At 62.9% G+C, this 25,661-nt stretch carries 23 protein-coding genes; 14 read left to right on the top strand and 9 right to left on the bottom strand.

All coding sequences use genetic code 11. The annotated features are described in order from the left end of the window. Positions 1 to 9 precede the first annotated feature (9 nt). Complete coding sequence (locus ABN482_RS03450) at positions 10 to 1,446, top strand: aldehyde dehydrogenase family protein (protein WP_349502679.1); 1,437 nt, start codon at positions 10 to 12, stop codon at positions 1,444 to 1,446. Positions 1,447 to 1,450: 4 nt separating this feature from the next. Further along, positions 1,451 to 2,206, top strand: coding sequence for a glucose 1-dehydrogenase (locus ABN482_RS03445; RefSeq protein ID WP_349502678.1), 756 nt, complete (start codon positions 1,451 to 1,453; stop codon positions 2,204 to 2,206). A gap of 47 nt (positions 2,207 to 2,253) precedes the next feature. On the opposite strand, the gene ABN482_RS03440 is transcribed toward ABN482_RS03445, so the two are convergent. Together ABN482_RS03440 and ABN482_RS03435 are read right to left on the bottom strand one after the other, a co-directional pair. After that, a complete protein-coding gene (locus ABN482_RS03440; RefSeq protein ID WP_349502677.1) occupies positions 2,254 to 3,378 on the bottom strand; it encodes a zinc-dependent alcohol dehydrogenase family protein in 1,125 nt (374 codons plus the stop codon). 91 nt (positions 3,379 to 3,469) lie between these two features. Continuing rightward, positions 3,470 to 4,906, bottom strand: coding sequence for an aminotransferase-like domain-containing protein (locus tag ABN482_RS03435; protein ID WP_349502676.1), 1,437 nt, complete (start codon positions 4,904 to 4,906; stop codon positions 3,470 to 3,472). Positions 4,907 to 5,037: 131 nt separating this feature from the next. Between ABN482_RS03435 and pdxS the strand changes: the two genes are divergently transcribed. The 4 genes from pdxS to ABN482_RS03415 all read left to right on the top strand — a co-directional run bounded on the left by pdxS (position 5,038) and on the right by ABN482_RS03415 (position 7,086). Further along, complete coding sequence (pdxS, locus tag ABN482_RS03430; protein WP_349502675.1) at positions 5,038 to 5,955, top strand: pyridoxal 5'-phosphate synthase lyase subunit PdxS; 918 nt, start codon at positions 5,038 to 5,040, stop codon at positions 5,953 to 5,955. A gap of 2 nt (positions 5,956 to 5,957) precedes the next feature. Next, positions 5,958 to 6,560, top strand: a complete 603-nt coding sequence (gene pdxT / locus ABN482_RS03425) for a pyridoxal 5'-phosphate synthase glutaminase subunit PdxT (protein WP_349502674.1) — start codon at positions 5,958 to 5,960, stop codon at positions 6,558 to 6,560. 193 nt (positions 6,561 to 6,753) lie between these two features. Further along, the gene (locus ABN482_RS03420; RefSeq protein WP_349502673.1) at positions 6,754 to 6,885 is read left to right on the top strand and encodes a hypothetical protein; all 132 of its coding nucleotides are present in this window, start codon (positions 6,754 to 6,756) and stop codon (positions 6,883 to 6,885) included. Between the two features lie 9 nt (positions 6,886 to 6,894). After that, positions 6,895 to 7,086, top strand: a complete 192-nt coding sequence (locus ABN482_RS03415; protein WP_143857438.1) for a hypothetical protein — start codon at positions 6,895 to 6,897, stop codon at positions 7,084 to 7,086. 52 nt (positions 7,087 to 7,138) lie between these two features. On the opposite strand, the gene ABN482_RS03410 is transcribed toward ABN482_RS03415, so the two are convergent. The 4 genes from ABN482_RS03410 to ABN482_RS03395 all read right to left on the bottom strand — a co-directional run bounded on the left by ABN482_RS03410 (position 7,139) and on the right by ABN482_RS03395 (position 12,544). Then, positions 7,139 to 9,604, bottom strand: a complete 2,466-nt coding sequence (locus ABN482_RS03410) for a TonB-dependent siderophore receptor (RefSeq protein WP_349502672.1) — start codon at positions 9,602 to 9,604, stop codon at positions 7,139 to 7,141. Between the two features lie 86 nt (positions 9,605 to 9,690). After that, on the bottom strand, positions 9,691 to 10,698 hold the full coding sequence (locus ABN482_RS03405; RefSeq protein WP_349502671.1) for a FecR domain-containing protein: 1,008 nt from the start codon (positions 10,696 to 10,698) through the stop codon (positions 9,691 to 9,693). Continuing rightward, positions 10,658 to 11,191 (bottom strand): sigma-70 family RNA polymerase sigma factor, encoded by a 534-nt coding sequence (locus tag ABN482_RS03400; protein WP_349502670.1) that lies wholly within the window; start codon positions 11,189 to 11,191, stop codon positions 10,658 to 10,660. Before ABN482_RS03400 ends, ABN482_RS03405 begins: the two co-directional genes overlap by 41 nt. Positions 11,192 to 11,329: 138 nt before the next feature. Next, positions 11,330 to 12,544 carry a D-amino acid dehydrogenase gene (locus tag ABN482_RS03395; RefSeq protein WP_349502669.1) on the bottom strand — a complete coding sequence of 405 codons (1,215 nt, stop codon included), beginning with the start codon at positions 12,542 to 12,544 and terminating at the stop codon, positions 11,330 to 11,332. Positions 12,545 to 12,759: 215 nt separating this feature from the next. Here ABN482_RS03395 and ABN482_RS03390 point away from each other — a divergent pair, with 215 nt between their 5' ends. Continuing rightward, on the top strand, positions 12,760 to 13,647 hold the full coding sequence (locus ABN482_RS03390) for an amino acid ABC transporter substrate-binding protein (RefSeq protein ID WP_349502668.1): 888 nt from the start codon (positions 12,760 to 12,762) through the stop codon (positions 13,645 to 13,647). A 62-nt stretch (positions 13,648 to 13,709) separates the two neighbouring features. Here ABN482_RS03390 and ABN482_RS03385 read toward each other — a convergent pair whose 3' ends face one another. Next, complete coding sequence (locus ABN482_RS03385; protein ID WP_349502667.1) at positions 13,710 to 14,198, bottom strand: Lrp/AsnC family transcriptional regulator; 489 nt, start codon at positions 14,196 to 14,198, stop codon at positions 13,710 to 13,712. 134 nt (positions 14,199 to 14,332) lie between these two features. On the opposite strand from ABN482_RS03385, the gene ABN482_RS03380 reads away from it, so the two are divergent. The 5 genes from ABN482_RS03380 (at position 14,333) to ABN482_RS03360 (ending at position 20,479) form a co-directional block, all read left to right on the top strand. Beyond that, complete coding sequence (locus tag ABN482_RS03380; protein ID WP_349502666.1) at positions 14,333 to 15,292, top strand: DMT family transporter; 960 nt, start codon at positions 14,333 to 14,335, stop codon at positions 15,290 to 15,292. A gap of 51 nt (positions 15,293 to 15,343) precedes the next feature. Next, positions 15,344 to 15,697: a VOC family protein gene (locus ABN482_RS03375; RefSeq protein WP_349502665.1), complete on the top strand. Its 354-nt coding sequence runs from the start codon at positions 15,344 to 15,346 to the stop codon at positions 15,695 to 15,697. A gap of 250 nt (positions 15,698 to 15,947) precedes the next feature. Beyond that, positions 15,948 to 17,276, top strand: a complete 1,329-nt coding sequence (locus ABN482_RS03370; RefSeq protein ID WP_349502664.1) for a dicarboxylate/amino acid:cation symporter — start codon at positions 15,948 to 15,950, stop codon at positions 17,274 to 17,276. Between the two features lie 78 nt (positions 17,277 to 17,354). Then, positions 17,355 to 19,163 carry a sensor histidine kinase gene (locus ABN482_RS03365; protein ID WP_349502663.1) on the top strand — a complete coding sequence of 603 codons (1,809 nt, stop codon included), beginning with the start codon at positions 17,355 to 17,357 and terminating at the stop codon, positions 19,161 to 19,163. Beyond that, a complete protein-coding gene (locus ABN482_RS03360; protein ID WP_349502662.1) occupies positions 19,148 to 20,479 on the top strand; it encodes a sigma-54-dependent transcriptional regulator in 1,332 nt (443 codons plus the stop codon). Before ABN482_RS03365 ends, ABN482_RS03360 begins: the two co-directional genes overlap by 16 nt. 6 nt (positions 20,480 to 20,485) lie before the next feature. On the opposite strand, the gene ABN482_RS03355 is transcribed toward ABN482_RS03360, so the two are convergent. Continuing rightward, positions 20,486 to 21,781 (bottom strand): D-amino acid dehydrogenase, encoded by a 1,296-nt coding sequence (locus ABN482_RS03355; protein WP_349502661.1) that lies wholly within the window; start codon positions 21,779 to 21,781, stop codon positions 20,486 to 20,488. A gap of 197 nt (positions 21,782 to 21,978) precedes the next feature. On the opposite strand from ABN482_RS03355, the gene ABN482_RS03350 reads away from it, so the two are divergent. After that, positions 21,979 to 23,202, top strand: a complete 1,224-nt coding sequence (locus ABN482_RS03350) for a diguanylate phosphodiesterase (protein WP_349502660.1) — start codon at positions 21,979 to 21,981, stop codon at positions 23,200 to 23,202. A gap of 59 nt (positions 23,203 to 23,261) precedes the next feature. Here the strand turns inward: ABN482_RS03350 and aptA are convergent, their stop codons facing one another. Then, positions 23,262 to 24,641, bottom strand: a complete 1,380-nt coding sequence (gene aptA / locus ABN482_RS03345; protein ID WP_502877226.1) for an omega-aminotransferase AptA — start codon at positions 24,639 to 24,641, stop codon at positions 23,262 to 23,264. Between the two features lie 106 nt (positions 24,642 to 24,747). On the opposite strand from aptA, the gene ABN482_RS03340 reads away from it, so the two are divergent. Further along, positions 24,748 to 25,650: a LysR family transcriptional regulator gene (locus ABN482_RS03340; RefSeq protein ID WP_349502659.1), complete on the top strand. Its 903-nt coding sequence runs from the start codon at positions 24,748 to 24,750 to the stop codon at positions 25,648 to 25,650. Positions 25,651 to 25,661 lie beyond the last annotated feature (11 nt).

Genomic DNA, 25,661 nt, shown 5'->3' with positions numbered 1-25,661 from the left:
AGCAAAGTGATGTATCAGATGTTCATTGATGGGCAGTGGTGCGATGCAGCCGGAGGCGGCACCATCGATGTCCTGGCACCGGCTGATGGCCGGGTATATGCGCAGGTGCCACGCGGGCGGGCGCAGGATGTGGACCGGGCGGTGCGTGCTGCCCAGTCTGCCCTGGATGGGGAGTGGGGGCGCTTGAGCGCAACCGAGCGCGGCCGTGTGCTGCACCGGATCGGGCAGAAGATTCTGGCGCATGCCGACGAACTGACGGAGATCGAGGCGCGTGATACCGGCAAGCCACTGGCCACGGCCCGCAATGATATCCAGGTGCTGGCCCGCTATTTCGAGTTCTACGGTGCGGCAGCGGACAAGGTGCATGGCGAGGTGATTCCGTTCTTCAACGGCTATACCGTCAACCTGCTGCGCGAGCGGCTGGGCGTGACGGCGCACATCATCCCCTGGAACTATCCTGCGCAGATGTTGGGCCGTTCGGTGGCTCCGGCCCTGGCGATGGGCAATGCGACCGTGCTCAAACCGGCCGAGGATACGCCGCTGTCGGCATTGCGGGTGGCCCAACTGGCGACAGAGGCCGGCTTGCCGGCCGGGGCGCTCAATATCGTGACCGGCCTGGGCGAAGAGGCCGGTGCCGCGCTGGCATCGCATCCGGGCATCGATTTCGTCAGCTTTACGGGATCGAACGAGGTCGGTTCGCTGATCCAGCAGGCCTGCTCGCAGACGCCGGTCAAGTGCGTGCTGGAACTGGGGGGCAAGTCCCCGCAGATTGTGTTCGATGATGTCGATATCGAGCGTGCCGCACCGATCATCGTCAAGGCCATTGTCCAGAATGCAGGACAGACCTGCACGGCAGGCAGTCGCCTGCTGGTGCAGAAAGGGATCTACGAGCGGTTCGTGTCGCGGGTGGCCACGCTGTTTGCCCAGGTGCGGGTGGGGACGCCGGAAATGGACTTCGACTGCGGCCCGGTCATGAATGCAGCACAGCAGGCCAGGGTGCAGCGTTATGTGGACGAGGCCCGCCAGGCTGGCGTGCCGGTGCTGGCCGAGGGGCAACTGGCCGATGATCTGCCAAGGAACGGCTTCTACGTGAAGCCAACCATGTTCGGCCCGGTGGACCCGGCCAGCCGGCTGGCGTGCGAAGAGGTGTTCGGCCCGGTCCTGGCGGTCATTCCCTTCGAGGATGAGGCCGAAGCGATCCGGATTGCCAATGGCACGGAATATGGCCTGCTGGCCGCCATCTGGACCGAGAACGGGGGGCGTCAGCAGCGGGTGGCCAAGGCAGTGCGCGCCGGGCAGGTTTTCATCAATTCATATGGTGCCGGGGGCGGGGTGGAACTGCCTTTTGGCGGAACCAAGCGCAGCGGCCATGGCCGGGAGAAGGGGTTCCTGGCACTGGAAGAGGTCAGCACGACCAAGACTGTGGTGCATTTTCATGGGGAGTAGTCGGATGGACAAGAGATTGCAGGACAAGGTCGCCATCGTGACCGGCGCTGCGTCGGGTTTCGGCGCAGCCATTGCACGGACGTACGTGGCCCAGGGGGCCAGGGTTGCGATTGCCGATATCAACGAGGCCGGTGCCCGCGCACTGGCGCAGGAACTCGGCGCGCAGGCATTGCCCGTGGCCTGCGACGTGACGCGTCGCAGCGACATCGAAAACCTGGTGCAGCAGACGGTGCAGACCTTCGGGACGCTGGATATCGTGGTCAACAATGCCGGCACGACGCATCGCAATCAGCCCCTGCTGGATGTGGATGAAGCAACCTTTGATCGCGTGTATGCCGTCAATGTGAAGTCGATCTACTACATGACGTTTGCCGTGTTGCCGATACTGCGGGGCAAGGGTGATGGCGTGATCCTCAACATCGGCTCGGTGGCCGGCATCCGGCCGCGCCCGGGCCTGACCTGGTACAACTCGTCCAAGGGTGCGGTCAATATGCTGTCCAAGTCGATGGCAGTCGAGCTGGGCCCCGACGGCATTCGCGTCAATGCCATTTGCCCGGTACTGGGGGTGACCGGTTTGCTGGAGGCCTTCATGGGCATGCCCGATACGCCGGACAACCGCAAGAAATTCCTGTCGACGATTCCGCTGGGGCGGTTTGCCGAGCCGGCGGATGTGGCCAATGCGGCGTTATACCTGGCTTCTGACGAGGCACGGTTCATTACCGGTGTCGAGTTTCCGGTCGATGGTGGGCGTATCGTCTGACGGAAGTGGCCACGCCATTCAGGGGAGTGGCGTGGCCTGGTACAGGTCTACAGGATGATGATGTCGCGCATGGCCACGCCATCGGCCATGCGGTCGAAACCTTCGTTGATCCGATCCAGGCCCAGGCGCTCGCCCATCAGGCGGTCAACCGGCAGTTTGCCCTGTTCGTACAGGCGGATGTAGCGCGGGATATCGCGTGCCGGAATGGCTGATCCGATGTAGCTGCCCTGCAGGGTACGTTCTTCGGCCACCAGGCGTACGGGCGACAGTTGCAGTCGCTTGGCAGGATGCGGCAGGCCCGCCGTGACGGTCATGCCGCCGCGCCGGGTGATGTCCCAGGCCAGTTCAAGCGCCGGGATCGCGCCGGCCATCTCCAGCGCATAGTCCACACCGCCGGCCGTCAGTGCCCGGATCTGTTCCGGCAGCGAGGGATCACCGGCATTGAAGGAGGCGGTGGCTCCCAGCGTGCGTGCCAGTGCGAGCTTGTCGTCGTTGAGGTCGATGGCGATGACTTCACTGGCACCACTGGCGACGGCGGCCAGCAGTGCAGAGAAACCGACGCCGCCCAGGCCCAGTACGGCAACACGGCTGCCGGCCTGTACCCTGGCGGTGTTGATGGCGGCACCCACGCCCGTCAGGACGGCACAACCGAACAGCGCCAGTTCGGCAAAATCGAGGTCCGTCTCGACCTTGACGCAGGAGCGGCGCGACACCACCGCATATTCTGCAAAGCAGGATACCCCGACATGATGGTTGACCGGCTGCTCACCGAGGTGGAGCCGGCGGCTGCCGCCCAGCAGCGTGCCTGCCGTATTGCTGGCGGCACCCGGTTCGCAGAGTGCGGGTCGGCCTTCCATGCAGGGCAGGCAGCAGCCGCAGCTGGGCATGAATGTCAGCACGACCCGGTCGCCGGCCTGCAGGTCAGTCACGCCAGCGCCGCACTCGACGACCTCGCCGGCCGACTCGTGGCCGAGCACCATGGGCAGGGGGCGCGGGCGGTCGCCGGAGATGACCGACAGGTCGGAATGGCAAAGTCCGGCAGCCCGGATGCGTACCAGCACCTCTCCCGGCCCTGGCGGATCGAGCGACACTTCGGATATGCGCAAGGGCTGGCTCTGGTGATAGGGGCGCGGCAGGCCTTCTTCGGCGAGCAGGGCAGCGCGGATTTTCATGACATGTCTCCGGTTTTTTTGTGCAAACCAGTATAAGGAGACGGATCGGGGTTGGGTATTCGCTGTATCGAAAGAGGGTTTTTGAGACTGCTTAAGCCTGCCTTCGTGCGCAGGCTTCCATGCTCTGCTCGAGTGCGACATAGATGGCCGGGTCCAGGCTTTGCGCCGCATTGACCCGCATGAAGCCGGCCGCGCTTTGCGACAGACTGAATGCGTTGCCCGGTGCCAGCACCATGCGGTGGCGCTCCAGCGCATGGTGGGCCAGTGTGGCGGCATCCAGGCCGTGCGGCAGGGTACACCACAGGAACATGCCGCTGTCGGGGCGGTGCCAGGGACGGATGCCGAGTGTCTGCAGCCGTTCCAGCGCGATGCCCATGGCATCGGCCAGCCGCGCGCGCAGCCCGTTCATGTGGCGCAGGTAACTGCCGCTGCCCAGCAGGGTATGCAGCAGTTCGGCCGAAAAATGTCCGGACTCGAAGGCCGTGGCCAGCTTGAGATCGACCAGTTGGCGTATCCAGTCCGGGCGGGTGGCGATGTGGCCTACGCGCACCGAGGCCGACAGGGTCTTGGAAAAACTGCCGACGTAGATCACCCGTTGCAGGCCATCGAGCGCCGCCAGGCGCGGGGCGGGGCGGTGCTCGAAGTCGGCGAAGACATCGTCTTCGATGATGGTCAGGTCGTATTGTGCTGCCAGCAGCAGTACCTTGTGCGCGATGTCCGGCCGCAGGCTGGCACCGGTCGGGTTGTGCAGGGCTGCGTTGGTGATGTAGAGGCGCGGCCGGTGGCGCAGCAGGCAGTCCTGCAGGGCGGGCAGGTCAGGACCGTGTGGCGTGTAGGGCACGCTGACGACATCGGCGCGGTGCGCGCGCAGCATGGCCTGGAAGCTGAAGTAGCAGGGATCATCCACCAGGACGGTATCGCCCGGTTGCAGCAGGAAGCGGCACAGCAGGTCCACGGCCTGCGTACCGGATTCTGTCAGCATGATCTGCGCGGGGGCGGCGGGAATACCGCGCTCGCCGAGCCGGTGGGACAGCAGTTGTCGCAGTTCGGGCAGTCCCTGTGGTGTGCCGTAGCCGGTCAGCGGGGCCAGCGGGCGGCGTGACAGTGTGCGCAGGGCGCGGCGGATATCCTGCTCGGGCATCCATGCCGCCGGCAGCCAGCCGCAGCCGGGCTTGAGGCTGGCCTCGTCGGCCAGCAGCGACTGGCGCGTGACCCAGACCGGATCGCTGTCCGGCGGCAGCCCTGGCTGGGTCTCCGCAAGGCTGAACGGGGTGAGCTGGTGGCCGACATAGAATCCCGAGCCAGGGCGCGACTCGATCAGTCCTTCCGCTGTCAGGCGGCCATAGGCCTCGACGACGGTGGAGCGCGAGACGCCCAGTGATTCTGCCTGGCTGCGGATGGACGGCAAGCGCTTGCCGGCGCACAGGCTGCGGTTCTCGATGCGTTGCCGGATGTCGCGCATGACGGCCTCGACCCGCGTGGTGGCGGGGCCGGTGGCGGTGTCGGCAGGCAAGGGAGCAGTCAGCATGATGTTTCAATTGTATTGAAGAAAGACCAGTACGGTTTGTTTGAATCGTACTGTTTTTGTGTCTGTCTCGCGGCTGCACCGGTTCCTACAATCTGCGCATCTTTTTCATTCCTGATATGCGAGGTATCGATATGCATGCTGTTGCCAGCGCGGAAGTGATTCGACTGAAGACCGGATTGGCCGAAATGCTCAAGGGGGGCGTCATCATGGACGTCTGCACCGTCGAACAGGCCCACATCGCCGAGGCGGCAGGGGCCTGCGCCGTGATGGCGTTGGAGCGCGTGCCTGCACAGATCCGGGCCGAGGGCGGGGTGGCACGGATGGCCAACCCGACACTGATCCGGGGCATCATGGCGGAAGTATCGATTCCCGTGATGGCCAAGGCACGCATCGGGCATTTTGCCGAGGCCCAGGTGCTGGCGCACCTGGGGGTGGATTTCATCGACGAGAGCGAGGTGCTGACCCCCGCCGATGAGGTGCACCATATCGACAAGCATGCCTTTGACGTGCCGTTCGTGTGTGGTGCCCGCAATCTGGGCGAGGCGCTGCGGCGCATCAACGAAGGCGCGGCCGTGATCCGCACCAAGGGCGAGGCCGGCACCGGCGATGTGGTGCATGCCGTCAAGCACATGCGTCAGATCATGGCGGATATCCGGGCATTGGCGGCCCTGCGCGAGGATGAACTGTACGTGGCGGCGCGAGACCTGCGTGTACCCTTCGGGCTGGTACAGGAAGTGGCGGCCAGCGGCGCGCTGCCGGTACCGAATTTTTCGGCCGGCGGAATCGCCACGCCAGCCGATGCAGCCCTGTTGCGCCAGTTGGGCGCACAGGCTGTTTTTGTCGGCTCGGGCATCTTTATGGACAGTGGTCGCGCCTATGCTGCGCCGGAAGAGGCTGAGCGGCGTGCCCGCGCCATCGTGCAGGCCTGCACGTATTTCGATGATCCTGCCGTCGTGGCCGAGTGCAGTGCGCAGTGTCAGGGGGCCATGCATGGTCTGGCCGTGGGCGCGATTGCCCGCGAAGATCTGTTGCAGTCGCGCGGGGATTAGGCATGTTTACCCCGTGCAGGCCGTCTGTCGATATCGGCAAGTCCGATATGCGCATTGGTGTCCTGGCATTGCAGGGAGCCAGTCAAGCGCATCAGCGCATGTTGCTGGGGATGGGGGTCGCCGCCCCGGCCGTACGCCGGGCGGAAGATCTCGAGGGACTGGATGGGCTGGTCCTGCCGGGGGGCGAGTCCAGTACGCTGCTGCATTTCCTGGCGCAGGATGACTTCCTGCCGGCCGTAGCAGGCTTTGCGGCGCGACGGCCCTGCCTGGGCACCTGTGCCGGGCTGATCCTGCTGGCGCGTGAGGTCCTGCCGGCGCAGGCCAGCCTGGGGCTGCTGGATGTGACGGTGCGGCGCAATGCCTATGGGCGGCAACGCGAGTCGCACATCTGCCACGACAATGGTTCGTCATGGGGCGAGACGGCGCTGGAAATGGTGTTTATCCGGGCCCCCCGGATCGAGCGCTGCGGCCCGGCTGTCGAGATCCTGGCGCGGCGCGGGCAAGAGCCGGTGCTGGTGCGCCAGGGGCACCTGTTAGGCTGCGCCTTTCATCCGGAACTGGGGCGGGATACTCGGGTTCACCAGTTGCTGGTCGATGCGTGCTGAAATGTGTTGAGCCAGGCAGTTGCCTGTCGGGTTTTTCAGGGCAGCCTCTGTCGTGACGTGTGTCAACGCTAAATAGAAATGTCCGGTTTATGGAGTGGTGTGATGCTGGTAGGTGTTGCCGGTCTGGGGACCCTTCCAGGGGTTTAAGATAGTCCCTTTTATGAACGGCAGAGAAGTCCAGGCGTAGCCTGCCATGCAGCAGTTCCAAGCGGCCGTCCAGGTGCTCGATGATGCGCACCGGTTGGTTGGCCAAGCGGCGCTGTTGGCCGGGGGCATGAACTTGAATGATTTGTTGCTTGAATTGGCAGGACAGCGTCTTGGATAGGCATCGTTCATGGTGATAGGCCAATTCGAACCAGTCATGCGGGCTGCCGTCAATCTGGATGATATCGCGTTCACCGAAGCCGTCAGCGCCGACATGTGCAGCCAGATTCTGCAGTTGCACGACAATGGACAGTGGGGTCTGGTCTTGCGGGTGCTGGATGCGCCCGCCTGCGACGGCATAAGCCCCTCGGATCGCGCATGACGAGCGTGGGGGGCTTGTGACAGACCTTGGCGAGCAAGGCCGCGATCGAGACTTAGAACGTGCCGCGCAAGGTCAAGGTGGCGTTCAAGGGATCACCGTAGTGAACCCCGTTGACCATGTTGCCGATGGCGGAATAGTAGGTCTTGTCGAACAGGTTGTTGACGTTCAGCGTGGCTGCCCAGTTGCGATTGATCTGGTATTTGGCATAGGCATTCCAGACGGCATAACCCTTGGCATGGGCCGTCAGCGCGCCAATCTGGCGCGACTGCGAGCTTTGCGCCGTTACGCCGCCGCCCACGGTGAAGTCACTGAGTGCGCCAGGCAGACGATAGGTCGACCACAGGCGGAAGATATGCTTGGGCGTGTGCCAGGCAAAGGCCATGCCTTCGCTGCTGACGTCCTTCAGGTACTTGGTGGTGTTGAAGGTGTAGCCGGCATACAGATTCCAGCCTTGCAGGATTTCACCGCTGATTTCGGCGTCAAAGCCCTGGCTGCGCACTTTGCCTGTATCGGTATAGCAATAGTAGTTCGCGGCGCAGGTTGGGCTGGTGCTGAAGTCCACCTGGGCGCGATTGCTCTGGTCGATGCGGAAGACGGCAAACGATGTGTTCAGACGACCATCCAGGAACTCGCCTTTCAGGCCCAGCTCGTAGTTCGAACCGATGACGGGCTTGAGGCTTTCGCCTGCTGCATTCACTTCGTATTGCGGCTGGAAGATATCCGTATAGCTGACGTAGGCGGTCCAGTTGGGCGTCAAGTCCAGCAGCAGCCCGGCATAAGGCGTGAAGTGGCTATTGATCTGGGCGGTCTGGCTGATGTTTTGCGACGTGGGGGTGGTCGTGTCGGTATCCCAGATGCGTTTGGAGCGGCTGAAACGTCCGCCCAGCACCAGTTTCAGCGGGTCGGCCAGATGCAGGCGAGCAGTACCGTAGAAGCCCAGTTCACGTGCGAAGCCTATGCGTTTTTCTTCGGTGCTGGCGCGCATGGCGGCATCCGTCGGCTCGGGCAGATTCGGGTTGAAGTTAAAGACATCAAAGGAATAATAGTTGGTCTGGTAGGCGTAGGAGGTGTCGATCTTGTTGTGCGAGTAATTGCTGCCCAGCACGATGTCGTGTGTGCGACCGAAGGCATTGACCTTGCCAACCAGGTGGGCATCTGCGCCGGACGTATTGACGTCTGCCACGGTCAGCGCCGTGTTGACCAGACCTTGCTGCGTGACGGGATTCACCCCTCGGCTGGACGCCGTGTACTTCAGATACTGTTTCTCTTTGACATAGGCGCCCGCAAGCTTGAGCTGCCAGTCGTCGTTGAAGGCGTGCGAGAAGTCCAGGTAGTAACCGGCATTTGATGTTTTCTGGCGGTTCCAGTTGGCGCCGAAGCTGGTCGAGCGGTCGAAGCCCACCTCTTCGCCGTTGGTGTAGCGCGGCAGGCCGGAGATCGAAGGGCGACCGCGCAAGTCTTCGTAGCTGTAACCGATGTTCAGTTGCGTGCGCGGCGAAAAATCGTATTCAAGAGTGCCATAGAAAGTCGAGTTCTTCAGGTGGACGCGATCGATGAAGGAGTGATTGCCCTGGCGATCGATCAGCGCTCTGCCGCGCAGGCTGCCGTCCTCATTGAGGGCGGTGCTGCCGTCAAGCTGCAGGCCATAGCGGTCCCAATTGCCAACCTTGGCTTCGGCGCTGAAACCGTTTTCCGGCATGGGCCGCTTGCGTACCAGGTTGACGGCGCCGCCAGGCGAGCCCGAGCCTTGCAGCAGGCCGGCTGCGCCGCGCAAGACTTCTACGCGGTCATAGAAGGCAGTGCCTCCGGAGTAGTTGCTGGCGCGACCATACATGCCGCGTACAAGCGGGACGCCGTCGTACTGAATGATGGCGTTTTCAAACCCGCGCGAATAAATGTATTTGCCGCCTTGCGGGCTTTGTTGCAAGGTGACGCCCGTGGTGTTTTCGAGCGCATCATAGACGGAGTTCAGGTTTTGTTCGTCCAGGCGCTCGCGTGTGACCACGCTGATCGATTGGGGAATGTCGCGCAGCGACTGCACGCCTCTGCCTATCGTCACGTTAGGGGTCGTGTAGGAGCCCGTGCCTTCCGTAGTGACTTCCATGAGATTGCCCTGCACCTGGATGGCTTGCAGAGACTGGACAGGCGTGGCGGGCCGCTCACGTAGCAGCCATGTCCCTGCATTGCCCTGTACGGCTTCCAGCCCGGTGCCTGCCAACAGGATGTTCAGCCCTTCCTGCGGCAAGTAGCTTCCCTTGAGACCCGATGTCTGCTTGCCCTGAGCCATCTGCGCCACGCCGGACAGCAGGATGCTGGAGGACTCGTCGATGAAGCGCGTCAAGGCGGGTGCCAGGGGGCCTGCTGGAATGTCGTAGGCTCGGACGGCCGTGGCGCTTTGAGGGCCGGACTGGGCCAGCGCAGGCGAGGCGTGGAAGGCGGATACGGTCAGCATGCCGGCCAGTACAAGTTGCAAGGCGCAGACCAAGGGCCGGGTAAGGGGAAGTAGAGGTGTTGCCATGGCGGCGTTGGCTCCTGATGAATGAGAATGGACTATTCATCAGATGAATCGAACAAGGCCTCTCGTTTTGGAACCCATCGAGAAAATTATTTTTCGCGGATGCTGATCCACCAAGGAAGCGTCTGCCGAACCTGGATGGGCAGCATCGCCTGCAGCATTTTCAGCGTCTGGTCGACGTCCCTCAGGGGGTAGCCGCCCAGCACGCGCAAATCGGCGACTTCAGGCGCCAGATCGATATAGCCGCGGTAGTAGCGGCTCAGTTCGTGAACGAGTTCGGACAGGGGCATGTCTTCGGCCAGAAGGATGCCTCGGGCCCAGGCCTGGCGTGCAGGGTTTGCCGTTGAGGGCGGGGCGAGTAAATGATGCCCGTCGAAGCGGGTTTGTTGGCCGGCTTGGACGATGCCGCCCTCGACGCCGTGCGCTTGGCGGATTTCAACCGCGCCTTCGAATACGGCGAGTTCGGTGGCGGTATCGGCCAGACGGACATTGAACCGCGTGCCCAATGCCCGCATGGTGCCATGCGGCGTCTGCACCATGAAGGGGCGTCCGGCGCTGCCGGGAGAACCGCTGTCAGGGGCGGTTTCGATCAGCAGTTCGCCCGTCACGACGGTGATCAGACGTTGCCCCACGGAGTAATCGACATTGATGGCGCTATTCGTACCCAGCCACAGCTGCGTGCCGTCCGTCAGTTCGATGGGGCGTATTTCGCCCGTGCCGCTGCGGTAGTCTGCCATCCACGCCAACATGGTGGCAGGGGGATGACGCCATGCCGTCCAACCCAGCAAGGTGCCGCCGGCAAGCATGGCCATGCCGCCCAGTACCTGACGCCTGGAACGGCGCTGATGGCGCACGGTTTGCAGCGCCGACAGCGCTGGGCCGCCGTAAGGGGTAGGCTGCAACGGAGCAAAGCGTTGGCTGATTTCTTCCACGCGTCGCCAGGCCGCTTGATGGCCGGGGCTTTGCCCCATCCAGAGTCGCCAATTATTGTAGTCCTGCTGTGTGGCATCGTTGGAGCGCAGCAGGGCAAACCATTCGGCCGCCTGCTGCAGCAACTCACGCGGTGGTGTGCAGCCCATGGGCGGCTTCGAATTCAAGGCAATGCAGCATGGCCTTGGCCATGTATTTGCGCACCATGCGGTCAGACATCGATAGCTCTTGCGCAATCTGCTGATCGGTCATGCCGTGGATCATGGCCAGGGCAAAAGCCCGTGCCATCTTCGCCGATAGACTTTGCAGCATGGCGTCGATCTGGCATAGGGTTTGGAAAATGATGGTCTGGTGTTCGGGCGAAGGCGCGACGGCAGCGGGTTGGGCGGCCAGTGCGTCAAGCCAGGCGCGTTCGATCTCGCGTCGGCGCCATAGGTCGATGCACAGGCCTTTCGCGACTGTGCTGAGGTAGTTGCGCGCCCCTTCGTTGCTGTCGAACTGCCGGGGCTTTTCGATCAGGCGTACAAAGGCATCATGGGCCAGGTCCGCTGCGTCTGCTGCGTCGCCCAGACGTCTGCGCAGCAACGACTGTAGCCAGCTATGGTGGCTGGCGTACAGGTATCCTATCTGGGAGGACGGCGCGGCTTCGGAGGGGGACATGATGATGAAAGGGGTGCAGTTCGAACCGGTGTTGAGCCGCTTTGCAACAAATATGGAATGAACATCATTCTCGTTAATTTTAATGGAAAATGGCTTGCACGGCAAACGCAGTGTTGGCGCAACGTGAGTTTTGCTGGCTTACTCCAGGGACTGGACAATCCTGAGCGCCGAACCAAAGGCCAGGGTGAAGCCGAGGGCACCGTGTCCGCTGTTGATCCAGAGGTTGGGATGGCCTGCTGCCCGCTCGGTGATGGGCAGGCCGGTCGGTGTGGCAGGCCGCATGCCGGTCCATGGCTGCAGGTCATCGCCATCGGCGAAGGTCAGGCCGGGGAAGACGGCACGCGTAGAATGGCGCAGGCTGTCGATCCGGGAGGGATCGAGACGGGTATCGTTGCCGACCAGTTCCACCATGCCGGCCACTCGTACCCGATCACCCAGGCGGGCAAAGACCACCTTGCGCTTGCTGTCGGTCACGCTGACCGAAGGGGCCGTGCTGCCGGTGGCAACCGGTACGGTGATGCTGTAGCCCTTGAGCGGGTAGATCGGCAGGCGGATGCCCAGCGGCGCAACCAGTGCCGGTGTCTGCCAGCCGAGCGCGCTGATGAACAGATCGGCCTCGATGTCGCCCTGGCTGGTGCGAACGGCCTTGATGCGACCCCCTTCGGCCAGCAGTGCGCGCACCTGTGTGGCAGGCAGCCACTGGGCACCGCCTGCCTGCAGATGCGTGGCCAGTCCCTGGCAGACCGCCAGGCAATCCGCGACGCATTCGCTGGTGGTGTATACGGCACCTGCAAATTGATGTCGATAGCCGGCCAGTGCCGGCTCATGTGCCACAGCGGCATCTGCATCCAGGAGTGTCTGGGCGGGCGCGCCCAGGCTGGCCTGCAGGTCGATCTGCTGCTGCGCGGACTGCATGGCGGCCGTGTCGGGCAGCAGGACCAGCTTGCCTGCCTGGGCAAAGTCGCAAGTAATGCCCGTGTCGGCCAGCATGCTGTCGTAGCCTGCCCGGCTGCTTGCCGCCAGCGTCAGCAACTCGGCGGTGGTGCGGTGCGACCGCTGTGCATTGCAGGCGGCCAGGAATGACAGTCCCCATTGCCACTGGTGCGGATCCAGCTTGAGACGGAACTTGAGCGGGGAGTCGGTCGCGCAGAACAGCTTGGGCAGTTGTCCGTAGATGGCCGGGTCGGCCAGCGGCTGTACATAGGCGTAGCTCAGTTGCGCACCGTTGCCGGCGCTGGCCCCCATGCCTGCTTGGGTCTGGGCATCGATCAGGGTGATGCGCCAGCCCTTGCGCTGCAGTTCATGGGCGGTGGCCAGGCCGACGATCCCGGCACCCAGTATGCATGCATGCATGATCCGCGTTTCCAAAGGGTTTCAGAAGTTTTTATTGTGCGCGACATACGGGCCGGACGCCAGCCGTGCAAACGATGATATTGCGTTGCATCAGGGATAACGCTTGATCGCGGGTTTTTCCTGATTCTTTGTAGGGGAATTTTCAATACGATGAAAAGCGTACGGGGAGTGACCTTCTCCCCCTTTCCTGTCGTGCCAGACAATGGAGGTGTTGCATGAAGAAGATTCTGATGAGTGCCATCGTGGCGGGTTCCGCTCTGGCCAGCCTGTCGGTCGCGCATGCGGATACGCTGGGCAAGATCGCGGATTCGGGGCAGATCACGCTGGCGTATCGCGAGTCTTCGGTGCCGTTCAGCTACCTCGTCGGCCCCAACGAGCCGGTCGGCTTTTCGGTCGAGATCGCCAAGGCGGTGGCCGAAGAGGTCAAGAAGCAGCTCGGCAAGCCTGACCTGAAGGTCAACTGGCAATCCGTCACCTCGCAGAACCGGATTCCGCTGCTGGCCAATGGCACCATTGACCTGGAATGCGGCTCTACCACCAACAACAGTACCCGTGCCCAGGATGTGGCCTTCGCCACCAATCACTTCTACACCGGCACGCGCCTGCTGACCAAGAAGTCGTCAGGCATCCAGAACTACGAAGACCTCAAGGGGAAAAATATCGCGACGACGACCGGCACCACCAACTTCCAGGTGCTGCGTCGCTATGATCGCGAGCACAATCTGGGCATGAACATCCTGTCCGGCAAGGATCATGCCGATTCGTTCCTGCTGGTGGAAACCGGGCGGGCACTGGCATTCGGCATGGATGACATCCTGCTGTTCGGGCTGATCGCCAACTCCAAGGATCCGTCTGCCTACGAGGTGGTGGGCGAGGCACTGCAGGTCGAGCCGTATGCCTGCATGCTGCGCAAGGATGATCCCAAGTTCAAGGAGCTGGTCGATGGGGTGATCAACGGCATGATGGATTCGGGCCAGTTCGCCACGCTCTACGATACCTGGTTCATGCAGCCGATCCCGCCGAGCAACGTGCCGCTGGGCCTGCCCATGAGCGAAGAGCTCAAGAAAAACATCACCGAGCACAGCGACAAGCCGGCCACCTGATCCGGCCTGCATCGACCGGTGTTCCTGGGGGAGGCTGCGTGCCTCCCCCAGTGTTTTTGGGGTCAGGTGCGCAGATGCCGTGTCGGCAGGGCCGTGGTGTACTTGACCTGATCCAGTGCAAAACTGGAGCGGATGCTGGAGACAACGGGAATCTGCGTGAGGCATTCCAGCATCAGCGCCTGGTACTTGATCAGGTCTTCCACCACGACCCGCAGCAGGAAGTCGGCTTCACCCGTCATCAGGTAGCACTCCATCACTTCAGGGCGCTGGCTGACTGCCTGCGTGAAAGTCTCGAGCGAGCCTTTGTCCTGCTGGTGCAGCGTCACATGCACGAACACATTGACGGCCAGGCCCAGCTTGAGTGGATCGACCAGGGCGACCGAGCCCCGGATGATGCCCCGCTCGCGCATTTCCGCGACCCGTCGCCAGCAGGGCGAGGCCGACAGGCCGACCTGTTCTGCAAGATCCGCGTTGCTGATTTCGGCGTTTTTTTGCAGCGCATCCAGGATGCGCAGACTGGCTTCATCCAGCACAACGGGTGGGTTGGGCATAAAATTCCTTTTTTGGTTTGATTGTAGGTATGAATATCCTGTTTTCTGATTTTATGTGAAAAATCAGGAGAGATATTTCTCGCTCTCATCTCTATACTTTTCGCTTTGGATTCAGGTGGTTGGGAGCGGCGGAAATGGGGACGGCGACAGCAGCGGCAGGACTGGCCCGCACGGGCGGCGGTGCACAGGCGGGCGTGGCGGGTGCAAGCTCGCTGGCCTGGCTGTCGGCCATGGTGCTGTTGTGGGGGCTGAGCTGGCCCGCGACCAAGCTGGCGCTGGGGACGGTACCGCCGCTCTGGCTGGCTGCGTTGCGTTTCGGCAGCGCCGGGCTGTGCCTGTTCGTATTCGTGGCACTGCGCGGGCAGTTGCGCTGGCCGCCTCGCGGCGACTGGCCCATCGTGCTCAGCGTGGGCGGCCTGCAGATGATGACATTCACCGGGCTGGGCATGGTGGCGATGCAGTACACGGATACCAGCCGCGCAGTCTTGCTGGCCTATACCACGCCGATCTGGGGCGTCCTGGGTGCCTGGTTGCTGTTGCGCCAGGTGCCGAGCCGGCTGCAGTTGCTGGCGCTGGTGGTCGGGATGTCGGGCATTGCACTGATCTGCTCGCCTCTTGAAATGGACTGGCAGGCACCCGGCGTATTGATGGGCAGTGCGTTCCTGATCATCGGGGCGATGGCCTGGTCGCTGGTCATCCTGCATGTGCGCCGTCATCGCTGGGTGGCAGCACCGCTGGCGCTGGCTCCCTGGCAGATGCTGCTGGCCACCGTGCCGCTGGCCGTGCTGGCGGCGCTGATCGATGGCGTACCGCAGCCACAGTCCGTGACGATGGATACGAACCTGCTGGCGCTGCTGTTTTTCATCGGCCCGGTGGCGACATCGGCGTGTTTCGTGATCTCGTCCGAGCATGGGCGGCGCATCAGCACGTTTGCCATGTCCAACTTCACGCTGGGTGTGCCCATGATCGGTGTACTCGGTTCCACGCTGTGGCTGGGCAGCCGACTGTCCAACCTGTTCATGATCGGCCTTGCGCTGATCATGGCCGGCGTGATGCTGGCGGCACTGGCTTCGGGTCGGGCGCAGCGACGTTAGGTCCGAATACAATCAGCACTGCTTTTTGTCATCATAAAAAGGAGCGCGCCGATGACCGCCGTGCAGTCCATTCCCCAGATCGACAACATCGAGTTCAACGTCACTGACATCGCCCGCAGCAAGGCGTTCTACGGTGCGGCATTCGGCTGGTCCTTCGTTGACTACGGGCCTACCTACACCGAATTCAGTGATGGCCGCCTCAAGGGGGGCTTTACCACCGGGGAAGCGGTTCACCCGGGTGGGCCACTGGTGATCTTGTATACAGATGACCTGACACAGGCGCTGCAGCATGTCGAAGCCGCCGGGGCACGGATCAGCCGCGCCGCCTTCGAGTTTCCGGGCGGCCGACGTTTTCACTTCATTGACCCGGACGGCTACGAACTGGCGGTTTGGTCGGATCGCTGATTTTGCCACATGCCGTTCGGATTTCCGAACATACGCTTGAGTTTTTGTTCGGAAATCCGAAAATAATGCTGGATGTGACACTTCATATCTGCCTGCCATCAGCATAAATCTCTTCCGTATCATCGGTTTGGTGTTCTGTCTTTCTGCCTGGCATGAATTTTGCTTGCAGTCCCTCGGGCCTGTCGATTCGCAAGCGTATCGATCTGGCGTGGAGAGACAACACTCGATGTAAAAAAGGAAGGGCGAGACAATGGCGCAATCCAAATTCAAGATCAACCGGCAGACAGGCTGGATCCTGTTCGCCATGGTGCTGGGCATCGTGGTGGGCTATGTCTGTAACAAACTGGCTGGTAGCCATGAAGAGGCCGTGGCGATTTCCGGCTATTTCGCCATGCTGACCGACATCTTCCTGCGCATGATCAAGATGATCATTGCGCCGCTGATTTTCGCAACCCTGGTCAGCGGCATGTCCGGCATGGGTGATGGTGGTGCCGTGGGCCGGATCGGCGGCAAGGCCGTGGGCTGGTTCCTGATGGCATCCTTTGTGTCGCTGCTGGTGGGCCTGTTGCTGGCCAATGTGTTGCAGCCGGGGGCCAATGTGGGTGTGCCGCTGCCGGAAGTCGGTGCTTCTGCGGGCGTCAACGCGACTTCGCTGAACCTGCGCGAGTTCATCACCCATGTGTTCCCGAAGAACTTCTTCGAGGCCATGTCCAAGAATGAGGTGCTGCAGATCCTGGTATTTGCCGTGTTCTTCGGGCTGGCGCTGGGCAAGATGCGCAACAGCCATGCCCGTACCCTGGCCGACTCGATCGACGGTACGGTGCCGGTCATGCTGATCGTGACCAACTATGTGATGTTCTTCGCACCGTTCGGCGTGTTCGGCGCAGTCGCCAATGTCATCACGACCGAAGGCCTGGGCATCCTGATGGTGTATGGCAAATTCATCGGCAGTTTCGTGCTGGCGCTGGTGGTCCTGTGGGTGCTGCTGGTGGGGGCCGGTTTCATGGTGCTGGGCAAGGATGTGTTCCGGCTGATCCGCGAAATCCGCCAGCCCATGCTGCTGGGTTTTTCGACGGCCTCCAGCGAGGCGGCCTATCCGCGTGTCATGGAAGCCCTCGAGAAGTTCGGTGTCCGCAAGCGCGTAGTCGGTTTCGTGCTGCCGCTGGGCTATTCGTTCAACCTAGATGGTTCGATGATCTACACGACGTTCGTGGCGCTGTTCATCTCGCAGGCCTACGGCATTCCGCTGAGCCTTGAACAGCAGTTCCTGATGCTGCTGGTGCTGATGGTGTCGAGCAAGGGGATCGCCGGCGTGCCGCGCGCTTCCCTGGTGGTGGTGGCGGCTGTGCTGCCGATGTTCGGCCTGCCGGAGGCCGGGCTGTTGCTGATCATGGGGGTTGATCACTTCCTCGACATGGGCCGTACCGCGACCAATGTGCTGGGCAATGCCATCGCTACGGCCGTGGTCGCCAAGTGGGAAGGTGCCCTCGATGGGAACGGTGGTGAGGATATGCAGGAAATCGAGGAAGTCGATGCTGCCCTGGCCTCGACCCAGCCGTCGCCAGGTGCGGCGGCCTGAGCGACACGCTGATGTGCAGAGTGGCCCTGTTGGGCGCTCTGCTATCATGCGGCATCCGTTTTTCTGGTCTGCCGCTGCATGTCCGTGATCCGCTTCTTCCGCCAGAATGGCTGGCTGCTGGTCGGCATGGCCCTGTTGGTGGCCTGCACTGCGCTGGCCGTCTGGCAGCTCGCCAGCCAGCGTGGCCTGGATGAGTTGCGCCAGGCCGGGCAGCATCGTCTCGAACTCTACGCTGCCAGCCTTGACCGGGCCATCGGGCAATACGCCTACCTGCCCGCGACACTTGAACTCGAACGCGACGTGCTCGACCTGGTGACGCGCGAGCAGCCGCTGGGAGCCGCTGTCAGCCGTCGCCTTGAGCGGCTCAACCTGCGGGCCGGCACGCGTTCCATCTATCTGCTTGACCGACATGGCCGTGTCGTGGCCACCAGCAACTGGAACCGTCCCGATAGCTATATGGGCGAGGACTTGTCCTACCGCCCCTATTTCGTGGCGGCACGCCAGCGCAAGCCCGGTCGTTTCTTCGGCATCGGTTCGACCCGCGGCGAAAGCGGCTATTACCTGTCGTCGCCCATCATGTCGGGCGGGGAGCTGGCTGGCGTGGCCGTGGTCAAGGTCGGGCTGGATCGACTCGAGCAGTCGTGGGCCACTGTCGAGGTGCCGGTGATGGTGGCTGATCGCAATGGCGTGGTCATTCTTTCCTCCGTGCCGGGGTGGAAGTTTGGTACGCGATTGCCCCTGGATGCCGCCCAGTACAACGCGCTGCGGGACAGTCAGCAGTATGGTGCCGAAACCCTGCGGCCACTGCGGATGCCGGTGCTGCGCACCCTTGATGGCGCTGCTGCCTTGCTGCAGGTGTCCATGCCGCAGGAGGGGGCGGGCGACATCCGTTCTGCCGATGGCGTATTTCTTGCCCAGGATGCGGCCTTCGGCGATACCGGCTGGACGCTGACCGTGCTTTCACCGGCCACGCCGGTGCTGTTCCTGGCGCGAGTCCAGACGGCGCTGGCGGCACTGGCCGTTGCGTGTCTGTGCATCCTGCTGGTGATCTGGCGCATGCGGCGTCGGCAGTTGCAGGATCGCCTGGAGGCGCGCGAAGCATTGCAGCGGGCGCATGATGAACTGGAGCGCAAGGTCGAGGAGCGTACCCGCACGCTCAAGGAGGCTCAGGATGAATTGGTCCATGCCGGCAAGCTGGCCATGATCGGTCAATTGTCTACCGGGCTGGCCCATGAGCTGAATCAGCCCTTGACGGCGTTGCGAACGCTGGCCGGCAATACGATCAAGTTCATGGCGCGCGGCGAGCTGGACACGGCGCAGGACAACCTGGAACGGATCGGCATGCTGGTCGATGGCATGGGTGCGCTCACCGGGCAGCTCAAGCAGTTTGCCCGCAAATCGTCGGGCACGCCCGGCGAGGCGTCTGTCGGGCGTGCCATCGAGCATGCATTGCTGCTGCTGGACCAGCGCATGCGTCAGGCCGGTGCCCAGGTGCGCGTGGAGATCGAGGATGATGCCCTCGCGGTGCGTTGTGATCCCAACCGGCTGGAACAGGTCCTGATCAATCTGGTGAGCAACGCCCTGGATGCCGCTGCATTCGCGCCTGTGCCCGTGGTGACACTGTGTGCGCGCCGCCGTGGCGGGCAGGGCATCATTGCCGTGCGCGACAACGGTCCGGGATTGCCGGAGCCGGTGCGGGCACGACTGTTCGAGCCGTTTTTCACGACCAAGGACGCGGGGGCCGGGCTGGGACTTGGGCTGGCCATTTCCATGGGCATCATCCGTGATTCGGGCGGCACCCTTGAGGGAGCCAGCCATCCTGACGGCGGTGCCGTCTTTACCATTCACCTTCCCGTTGCCGGAGCAGAAACATGTATCGAGGCCTGAAAGTCCTGATCGTCGAGGACGATGCCAATGTGCGCCTGGGGTGCCAGCAGAGCCTGCAGCTCGAGGGACTGGAGGCGGACGCCGTCGAAAGCGCAGAGCTGGCCCTGCAACAGGTCGGCGAGGCATTCCCGGGTATCGTGGTCACTGATATACGCCTGCCGGGTGCCGATGGCATGACATTGCTGCAGGATCTGCTGGCGCAGGATCCGGACTTGCCGGTGGTGCTGATGACCGGGCATGGCGATGTGTCGATGGCGGTCCAGGCCATGAAGCTCGGGGCGCACGATTTTATCGAAAAACCCTTTGCACCCGACTATCTGGTCGAGGTGGTGCGCCGTGCGCTGGAGCGGCGCAAGCTGACCCTGGAAGTCCGTGAACTGCGCAATCGGCTGCAGGACCGGCAGGCGATAGAGACACGCATATTGGGCGATTCTGCGGCCATGCAGACCGTGCGTCGGCTGATCCTTGAACTGGGCGACAGTGCCGCAGATGTGCTGGTATTCGGGGAAACCGGGACGGGCAAGGAGCTGGCGGCGCGTTGCCTGCATGAGGCCAGTAGCCGGCGCGACGGCAACTTCGTGGCGATCAACTGCGGTGGCTTGCCCGATAACCTGTTCGACAGCGAGATGTTCGGGCACGAGGCCGGCGCCTTTACGGGCGCGGGCAAGCGGCGCATCGGCAAGATCGAGCATGCGCATGGCGGTACGCTGTTTCTTGACGAGGTCGAAAGCATGCCGATGGCCATGCAGGTCAAGCTGTTGCGTGTCTTGCAGGAGCGTACCCTGGAGCGCCTGGGCTCAAATGAGTCGATTCCGGTCGATTGTCGGGTGGTTGCAGCGACCAAGGTCGATCTGCAGGAGCTGGCCGAGCGCGGCCAATTCCGGGCTGATCTCTACTACCGGCTCAGTGTGGTTACGCTGCCGTTGCCGCCCTTGCGTGAGCGGCGCGAGGATATCGGCCTGCTGTTCGAGCATTTCACCTTGCAGGCGGCGGCGCGCCATGGACGTCCGGTCCTGGCCTCGGATCCGGAACGGTTGCGTCGCATGGTGGCCTGGCACTGGCCCGGCAATGTGCGGGAACTGCGCAACGTCGCGGACCGCTGCGTGCTGGGCATGGAGGCGGGTTCGCCAGGTCAGGCCGCTGCCGGCGAAAGCGGCAGCAAGCCGCTGGCACAGGCTGTCGAGGCTTTCGAGCGTGCGCTGATCGCCGAGGCGCTGCGTCGCAACGAGGGCAGCCTGACCCGCGCCAGCGCGGAACTGGGCATGCCCAAGACCACGCTGCACGACAAGATCCGCAAATACAGCCTGGCTGGCTGACGCCTCTCAGGCAGCGCTGGGTGCCGTCGTGCGTGCAGCCGTGCCGGCTTGGCCTGTATAGCGGTCGATGGCCAGCCCTTCGGTGCTGATTTCTGGACGGCGGCCGCTGACCAGATCTGCAATCAGGCGGCCCGAGCCGCAGGCCATGGTCCAGCCCAGCGTGCCGTGGCCCGTGTTCAGATACAGATTCGGGTAGCGGGTGGCCCCGATGACCGGGGTGCTGTCGGGTGTCATGGGTCGCAGTCCGGTCCAGAATTCGGCGCGGGGCAGGTCACCGCCAGGGAACAGGTCGGCAGTCACCATCTCGAGCGTGGCGCGGCGCTGCGGCTTGAGCCGCAGATCATAGCCGCCGAGTTCGGCCATGCCGCCGACCCGGATACGCTTGTCGAAACGGGTAACGGCGATCTTGTAGGTTTCGTCGAGCACCGTCGATTGCGGAGCGAGCGCCTCGTCGACCAGGGGGACGGTCAGTGAATAGCCCTTCACCGGGTAAACCGGCAGGTCCAGCCCAAGCGGTGCCAGCGCAGCCCGCGAGTAACTGCCGAATGCCATGACATAGCGGTCGGCGACCAGAGTCTGTCCGCCGACGCGCACACCAGCGATCCGGCCACCCTCGACCAGGATACCGTCGATTTCCTGGCCGAAACGGAAGTCCACACCTTGCGCCTGGGCCAGTGCCGCCAGCCCCTGGGTGAAACGGTGGCAGTCGCCGGTTTCGTCATTGGGCAGGCGCAGGCCGCCGGTCAGGCGGTCGCGTGCCTGGGCCAGGGCGGGTTCGACGCGGGCCAACTGGTCACGATCGAGCAATTCATAGGGCACGCCGCATTGCCGCAACACGTCGATGTCTCGTCCCACGGCGTCGATCTGGGCCTGGGTGCGGAACAGTTGCAGCGTGCCACCGGTGCGCTGTTCGTACTGGATGCCGGTTTCGGCACGCAGTTGCTGCAGGCAGGTGCGGCTGTATTCGGCCACGCGCATCATGCGCTCCTTGTTGACGGCATAGCGCTCGGCCGAACAGTTGCGCAGCATCTGTGCCATCCAGCGCAACTGGAACAGACTGCCATCGAGCCGGATGGCCAGCGGGGCATGCTTCTGGAACATCCACTTGAGCGCCTTGAGCGGGATGCCCGGAGCAGCCCACGGCGTGGAGTAGCCGGGGGACACCTGGCCGGCGTTGGCATAGCTGGTTTCGAGCGCTGCACCGTCCTGGCGATCGATCACCGTGACCTGCATGCCGGCGCGGGACAGATACCAGGCACTGGTGACGCCGATCACGCCGCTGCCAAGAACCAAGACTTTCATTGAAAACCCCTGAGATTGTTTTGTCTTTTTCTATTTTATTGAGAGATAAGTAGGGTTTTTCACCAAAAATATCGGTTTTCATCGATCTTTTCCGGATTTTTTGTGAGGTCTTGATCATGCAGAAGTGGAATGTCGTGTCACAATGCGCGGCAGGAGCGGAAAGAACGTTTCCGCTGTTTCCGGAGGGTGTCTCGCCGATGCTGTCGAACCTTGTTTATCGAAGCCGCGCACGGGTCGATCTGACCACCGATGACCTCGTCCGTATCGAGCGCAGTGCCCGCGAGCGCAACGAGGATCTCGGGGTGACGGGCGTGCTGCTGTTCGACGGTTCGTATTTCTGCCAGTTCCTTGAGGGGCCGGAGGCAGTGGTTCGGGACGTATATGCCCTTGTCCGCAATAGCAATTTGCATCATCGGGTGGTCACGCTGCTCGAGGACTATGCTCCCCGGCGTCGGTTTGCCGAGTGGGGGATGCGCCTGCTCAATGTCCGCGCGTCTCCTCAGGAACAGATCGTATCGGCCCTGCATGGTGTGCTCAAGCCTGGCACGAACATGCCACGCGATGATCGTGCCTTCAGGTTGATCCGGGCCTTTGCTGCCGGTCGCTGGCGCGATCATGCCATGGATGGCGATGATCCGGCCCGCTGGACTTTCCGTGCCGACCCGGCCTCGGCCATTCATGCGCCGCCGCCTTTGGCTTCTGATGCCTGTCAGTTCGCGCTGCAGCCGATCGTGGATACGACGGCAGGCAGGATATCCTCGCTTGAGGCACTGATGCGCAGCCCCACGGGAGGCTCGCCTCAATCCTGTTTCGAGTCACTTTCTCCCGAGCAGTATCACCTGTTCGATCTGGAGGCAAAGAGTCATGCGTTCAAGCTCGTCGAACGCATGGGGGGTATTGGGCACAGCAAGCTGTCCATCAATCTGTTGCCGATGTCGCTGGTGCGCGTGCCCGATGCTGTCTATTACCTGCTCGACCAGATTGCCCGGCATGGCCTGACACCCGAACGGGTGATTCTCGAAATCACGGAAGAAGAGGCCATCTCGCATTTCGACCTGTTCCAGACGGCGCTGAAGCGGCTGCGTGCGCATGGCGTCAGTCTTGCCATTGATGATTTCGGGGCGGGTTTCGCGGGGCTGTCACTCCTGTCGCGCTTCCAGCCTGACAAACTGAAGATCGATCGGCAGATTGTCCAGGGGATCCATGCCGATGGCCCGCGCCAGGCCATCGTCAGGGCGATCATCGGTTGCTGCAGTGCGCTGGGCATCACCATCGTGGCCGAAGGTGTCGAGACGCCGGAGGAATGGTCCTGGCTGCAGGCTGCCGGCATCGACCTGTTCCAGGGCTTTCTGTTTGCGCGCCCGATGCTCAACGGGATTCCGGCCGTGAACTGGCCGGTGCCGGTTACCGAAGCTGGCTGACACAAGCAAAGCCTGCGCCGGCGTGCTGTCCTGATCGAGAGTGAAAAGGCCGTATCGGCTCAGTCGAGTCGGGTCAGTACCTCGCCTACGGCGTCGAAGAGCCGATCCAGTTCGACGGGTGTGCTGGTGAAGGTCGGTCCAAACTGCAGCGTATCGCCGCCGAAACGGACATAAAAGCCTTTTTCCCACAGCGCCAGGCCTGCCTCGAAGGGCCGGATGGCAGCGTTGCCGTCGCGAGGTGCAAGCTGGATGGCACCGGCCAGGCCGCAGTTGCGGATATCGACGATGTGCTGCGAGGCACTGCGCAGCCCGTGCAGCGTCTGCTCGAAATGTGGTGCCAGGGCGGCGGAACGCTCGATCAGGTGATCGCGCTGCAGCAGGTCCAGGGTCGCCAGGCCGGCCGCGCAGGCCACGGGGTGGGCAGAGTAGGTGTAGCCGTGGCCGAACTCGACCATGTAGTCGGGGGTGTCCTGAGTCATGAAGGTCCGGTAGATTTCGCGGGAAGCGATCACCGCGCCCATCGGAATCGCGCCGTTGGTGACCTGCTTGGCCACGTTCATGATGTCCGGCGTTACGCCGGACCATTCGGCGGCACTGGCCTTGCCCAGCCTGCCGAAGCCGGTGATGACTTCGTCGAAGATCAGCAGGATGCCATGTGTATTGCAGATCTCGCGCAGGCGCTGCAGATAGCCTTGTGGCGGCACGATTACACCGGCCGAGCCGGACATCGGTTCGACGATGACGGCGGCGATGTTGGAGGCATCGTGCAGTTCGATCAGCTTGAGCAGTTCATCGGCCAGCGCCACGCCGCCGGTCGCGGCCTGGCCGCGGGTAAAGGTGCAGTCCGCCTGCAGGGTATGCGGCAGATGGTCCACGTCCATCAGGGCACCGAACATCTTGCGGTTGCCACCGATGCCGCCCAGGCTGGTGCCCGCCACGTTGACGCCGTGATAGCCGCGGGCGCGGCCGATCAGGCGGGTCTTGGCGGGCAGGCCCTTGAGGCGCCAGTAGGCGCGGGCCATCTTGATGGCCGTGTCGGTGCACTCCGAGCCCGAGTTGGTATAGAACACATGGTCGAGCGTGCCCGGCATCATGGCGGCGATGCGGTCGGCCAATTGAAACGACAGCGGATGGCCGAACTGGAAGGCAGGCGAATAGTCGAGTGTACCGAGCTGGTGGGCCACGGCTTCCTGTATCTCGCTGCGACAGTGGCCTGCGCCGCAGGTCCAGAGGCCGGACAGGCCATCGAACACACGGCGGCCACGGTCGTCGATCAGCCAGTTGCCTTCGGCTCCGACGATCAGGCGGGGATCCTGGTGAAAGTTGCGGTTGGCGCTGAAGGGCATCCAGTGCGCTTCGAGATTGAGCGAGGGGGCAGATGCCGGCTGGTTGGCCGCCCGTGACGGGGCGGCAGAAGGCGTGGACAGCGATTGCAGCATGACCGGGTTCCTTGGGAGAGAGGCTGTTCGTGTGTGCCATTATGGGTTGGCATTAACGAAAGTAGAATATCGATCTTCTTGTTGTCGGTTATTGAAAAACTCACGTATGAAAAAAGCGACCCTGGCCCAGATGACGGATTTCGATCTTCGCCTGCTGCGTGTCTTCAAGACTGTGGCGGAGGCTGGCAGTTTTACGGCGGCGGAAAGCATGCTCGGGATTACCCGTTCGGCGATCAGCCTGCACATGGGGGACCTGGAGACGAGACTTGGCATGCGTTTGTGCCAGCGTGGCCGGGCTGGTTTCGCACTGACCGATCAGGGGCGGGAGGTGCTGCGCGCCAGCGAGACCGTGCTGGCGGCAATCGAAGGCTTTCGCAGCGAGGTGAACCAATTGCACCAGGCCTTGCGGGGAGATCTCAACATCGGCCTGATGAACAATCTGGTCACGCTGCCCAAGGTGCGCATTACGACGGCGTTGACGCAGATTCATCGCCAGAGCCAGGGTGGCGTGCGCATCAATATCAGCATGAGCACGCCGGGCGAGATCGAGCGGGGCGTGCTGGATGGACGGCTGCATGTGGGTGCGCTGCCATTGATCAACCCTTTGTCCGGGCTGGAGTACACCCCGCTGTACGATGAGCGTTCCTTCCTGTACTGCAGTTGCCAGCACCCCCTGTTTGCCCAGGCAGAAACGGTCGATGCCAAGACGTTGCGTCAGGCCAGTGCAGTGGCACCCAGCTACCGGATGAGCGCGGAGGCGGCAGCCCTGCACAGCGATCTCGATTGCGCGGCCACGGCGACCGATCGCGAGGCCATTGCCTTCCTGATCCTGACCGGGGAATACATCGGCTTTCTGCCCGATCATGTGGCGGCTGCCTGGGTGGGGCAGGGGCAGATGGTGGCACTGGCACCGGAGCGCATGCAGTTCAGCGTGACGCTGGGCGTGGCCACGCGCAAGGGACGCAGGCAAAGCCTGATTGTGGATCGTTTCCTGGAAGCGCTTTCCTGACAGAAAGGGGA

The sequence above is a fragment of the Corticimicrobacter sp. genome, assembly GCF_040137905.1.
Classification (GTDB): Bacteria; Pseudomonadota; Gammaproteobacteria; order Burkholderiales; family Burkholderiaceae_B; genus Corticimicrobacter.
This window is presented reverse-complemented; position numbering and strand designations above follow the sequence as displayed.